Genomic DNA, 3,723 nt, shown 5'->3' on the forward strand with positions numbered 1-3,723 from the left:
TGTCCTTTGTCTGGAGGGCAGGATTCATTACCTGCTGTTTCATCCCTGCAATACCGCCGCCACTTTGATGCTGGAATGCTCTTCGGTGGTCATGGTGTCCTCAATCCATTCCATGTATTCGGCAAACAGATTTTCCACCTCCCGCATACGCTCGTCCCTGCGCCTGGACTTTACATTCTCGGGCATGTGTTTTTCATGAAAATACTGCTCTATCTCCCTTCTATGCCGGATTTTCAACTGCTCTAACTTTTCCAGGTGAGCATTGAGCTGGGGATTAATCCGGTTTTCAAATTCCCTGCGCACTTCGTTCATCCATTCCATGGCCTTCTGGATTACGCTGGGAAGCATCTCTTCAGCCTGGCGGCTGACCTTCATGTTGCCGGGGTTGGAAAAGGTGCTGCTTCCAAGGCCGGTGCGCTCCAGAATTTTTTCTAAGGGCTCCATCCCCTTGAAGGCCCGGCCGGACACAATAACCCCGAACCAGTTCTGAATAAGGGGCTGTCCCTTGCGGTTGGGAATGATTCCCGTGAGAATGTAGATTATTTCCTCCGGCTTTAGAGAAGGCAGGGTAAGCACGGGAGCTTCGTTGCGTCCGAAACTGGTCTGTACCCGGTCATTGAGCCATTGCAGGACCGGATGGAGTGGCCACAGGTAGTGAAGCTCAGGCCAGGCCTGCTCATCCTTGCGGCAGCGTCTGATCTCCTCCTGCATGGTGTCTTTGTCGTCGGTAAACTTGAGTCGTCCGTTGCGGGGCTGGATTTCCCGGGGCAGAAATGCGAAACGGTGCAGGAGGTCCCCGGGCACATTCATATCCAGCACCCTCAGGCTCTCGTCAATATCCGGTGAAAGGTCATTGTCCTGATCCAGCCGGTTCAGGCCCAGGCGAACATATTCAAAATCATCTGCAAAAAGGGCAGGCATTTGTCCCAGGCGCTGCCGGGCTGATGTATCACTGGATTTCTCCTGGCCCTCTTCCAGAAAGGCCAGCAGATCCAGCGGGCCGTCCTGTGGGGCGGACAGGTCCCGGGCGGCAAAATCATCCGGGGAGAGCCCCTGTTCTAAGGCTCCAGCAGTTCTGGCTTCTTCTGCCTCCACATCATAGACGCCCATGAGGGCCGAAGGATCCCCGATATTTTTAATGGCTTCTTCATCCTTGCTGATTAAAAGCTCCAGGATGCGCATATCCCCGTGGATTTTGGGCTCCCGGCTCTGGATGGCCAGGTAGCTGATCAATGGAGTCCTCTCCTGGCCATAGCGGTCTATGCGGCCGTTTCGCTGCTGAAAGACCATCAGGGACCAGGGGATGTCAAAGTGGATAAGGCGGTGACACAGGTAGTGCAGGTTGATCCCTTCGGAAGCCACATCCGAGGCGATAAGCAGACGCAGGGGCGATTCGTCCCGGCCGAAATCCTCCACCACCCGCTGCTGTTCAATGTCCGAGAGACCACCGTGCAGTCGTTCCACATGCCTGTCCTTGAGTCCAAGTGCCGGTGGCAGATGTCGATATAAAAACTCTAAGGTTGCAATGCGCTCGGTAAAGATGACTAACCTGTCCAGGGGATCTTTGCCGGTCCAGTACAGTTCGCTGGAGGGGCTGCTGAGCAGGTCCACCAGTTTTTGAAAACGGCTGAAACTCTCAGAAGTTATGTCCGCCACTGCACTTCGCAATTCCCTTAGAGACTGCACATCTCCGGCATAGTCTGCCTGAGGTGCTCTTTGCAGTTGACGCAGCCTGGCATCAATGGTCTCCAAGCAGGCTGCAGGGCTGGAGAACAGGGCCTTTTCCAGGGTGGTCTGAAACAGTTGCCCTCCAGTGCGCTTGTTGTTCAGGCTATGCAGGTTGAGTCCGGCCAGGCTTGCAAAGGCTCTTTCCTCCTGCTCAGAGGCCGGGATATGGCAGGTACTGATACGCCTTTCCTGAAATGATCCCTTGACCTGATGCTGGATGTCCTTTTTAAAACGGCGGATAAACAGGCCCTTTATGTCATCAGGTCCGTAATCGTCCTGGTTGGCAATGGCTGTTGGGTCCAGCATGTTCATAAGGCTGGCGAAACTTCTGGCCCGGCCGTCATGCGGTGTGGCCGAGAGCATAATCAGAGAATCCGACTGCCTGGACAAGAGCCTGGCCAGACGCGCCCGCTGGGTGCGTCCATGTCCTCTTTCGGCCACGTTGTGGGCTTCATCTATGACAATCACATCCCAGGTCGCCTTTTCCAGATGCACCCTGAATTCATTGTCCTGCTTCAGGGTATCCATAGAGATGATGGATTTATCAAAATAATAGAAAGGGTTATGATTGGTGGGAATTTTGGAACGTACCCGCTGCAGCCCTATGGAGTCCAGCCTGGTCAGGGGTATGGTAAACCTGGTCCAGAGCTCTTTTTGAAACTGGGTGAGCATGCTCTTCATGGTCACCACCAGGATGCGCTTGCCTCTTCCCCGGCGTATAAGTTCGCTCAGAAGCACTCCGGCTTCCAGGGTCTGGCCCAGTCCCACGGAATCGGCAATGAGAATACGCTGTCTGGGCTTTTCCAGAGCCTGCAGGGCTGGATCCAGCTGGTACGGAACAAAATCCATGGCCGCCTGATGGCCTGTGTAAAGCCTGGAATCAGTGGGCGGTGTCTGGCGCAGCAGGCTTTCAAGATAGAGCAGGCTGTCCTGATATTGGTTGGAAGAATCAGCAACAAGCCTGGTTCGGGCCGGGTCCAGGCTTTTGACAGGACTGTGCAGGGCCTCCAGGTCTGTAAGGAATGTGGCTTCCCTGTCCCGGACCAGTTCAGACAGGCCGACACAGGTCAGGGCCTGTCCCCCTGTGGATGCACGGTCCACCCTCCTCACCAGCCACTCAGCGTCCCGAACCAGCACCCTGGCTCCCGGAGCCAGGGTCGAGGCGGATTTTTGAGACATTTTCAAGCCTTGCAGGTCAAAATTTTGCGGGAATAAGTAACTTGCGCCCTGGAGGTCCAGGACGGAGCTGCAGATACAAAACCCGGGGATAATGGCTCAAGATATAACCCTTGAACATTACATAGAAATTTAAGCCCCGCATACCTCAAGGCGGACTAAAGGTCAACGAGCAGACTCAAGTGCAGTATCTTTTTTTCACCACTCCCCGTCACGCACTTCACGCACCAGGCGCAGGACTGCATGGTCGGGCATGTTCTTCAGGTTTTTTATAAGTTCGGCAAAGAGCTCTGGGCGGCTGCGGATGACTTCCTGTACTTCGGAGGAGACCTTTCCGGCCAGGGCCAGAAGCAGGTCCGGATTTTCCCCCAGCTCCCCGGCCAGAGAGATTATCTTCTTCTCGGACAGAGTTACCGGCCAGCCCCGCTCAATCTTGCTCAAGTAGGACGGCTCAACGCCGATTCTCCCCGCCACCTGACGCAGGGAGTACTTCTTGTCGGTTTTTCTCAATTCAAGGCGCTTTTCACGGACGTATGATCCAAAAGGTGTTTCCATAAGTCCATTGTGGACTCCATAATACACGAAGTCAAGGTTTTTTTAAAAAATCCGCCCACCCGATATTAAAAAGGACCAACTAACTGCTGGAATGGATTTAGGCGCTTAGCACAAATTTCGAAACAACATGTTGTTGCATTTTCAAAGAAAGCCAGGAGGTATCGCCCACGGAACACACGGAAGGGCACGGAAGTTTTACCTCTCGTTCCCAGGCTCCAGCCTGGGAACATTTAGTTCTTGCGGCTCCAGCCGCTTCTTAAAAAA

General features: G+C 54.1%; 2 protein-coding genes. Both read right to left on the minus strand.

What is annotated here, in order from left to right; all coding sequences use genetic code 11:
- Positions 1-39 precede the first annotated feature (39 nt).
- Entirely contained in the window at positions 40-2,907 is a 2,868-nt protein-coding gene (locus tag QZP87_RS07070) for a helicase-related protein (RefSeq protein WP_291322218.1), read from the minus strand.
- Positions 2,908-3,102: 195 nt separating this feature from the next.
- Positions 3,103-3,459 (minus strand): helix-turn-helix transcriptional regulator, encoded by a 357-nt coding sequence (locus tag QZP87_RS07075; RefSeq protein ID WP_291322219.1) that lies wholly within the window; start codon positions 3,457-3,459, stop codon positions 3,103-3,105.
- Between the last annotated feature and the right edge of the window lie 264 nt (positions 3,460-3,723).

It is taken from the genome of Desulfonatronospira sp. (genome assembly GCA_003563255.1).
Classification (GTDB): Bacteria; Desulfobacterota; Desulfovibrionia; order Desulfovibrionales; family Desulfonatronovibrionaceae; genus Desulfonatronospira.

Coding starts and splice junctions, on each gene's coding strand:
- QZP87_RS07070 (WP_291322218.1), bottom strand. CDS start 2,907: ATGTCTCAAAAATCCGCCTCGACCCTGGCTCCGGGAGCCAGGGTGCTG.
- QZP87_RS07075 (WP_291322219.1), bottom strand. CDS start 3,459: ATGGAAACACCTTTTGGATCATACGTCCGTGAAAAGCGCCTTGAATTG.